The organism is Streptomyces sp. NRRL S-495, from assembly GCF_000966955.1.
GTDB lineage: Bacteria > Actinomycetota > Actinomycetes > Streptomycetales > Streptomycetaceae > Kitasatospora > Kitasatospora purpeofusca.
Genome location: NZ_JZWY01000292.1, coordinates 1 through 257 on the forward strand (window position 1 = coordinate 1; position 257 = coordinate 257).

At 70.4% G+C, this 257-nt stretch carries 1 protein-coding gene; it reads left to right on the plus strand.

Annotation, left to right across the window (positions count from 1 at the left end):
* The coding region (lexA, locus tag VR45_RS16535; protein WP_045940528.1) for a transcriptional repressor LexA at window positions 1-257 on the plus strand (257 nt) is incomplete at both ends.

A 257-nucleotide genomic window follows, 5' to 3' on the forward strand; every position in this document is an offset into this window, starting at 1 on the left:
TCCGATCCTGGCCGAGCAGACCGTCGAGGACGTCTTCCCGCTGCCCCGGCAGCTGGTCGGCGAGGGCGAGCTGTTCGCGCTCACCGTGCGCGGTGACTCGATGATCGAGGCGGCCATCTGCGACGGCGACTGGGTCACCGTCCGCCGCCAGCCGGTCGCCGAGAACGGCGACATCGTCGCCGCGATGATCGACGGCGAAGCCACCGTCAAGCGCCTCAAGCGCGAGGACGGCCGGATCTGGCTGATGCCGCACAACC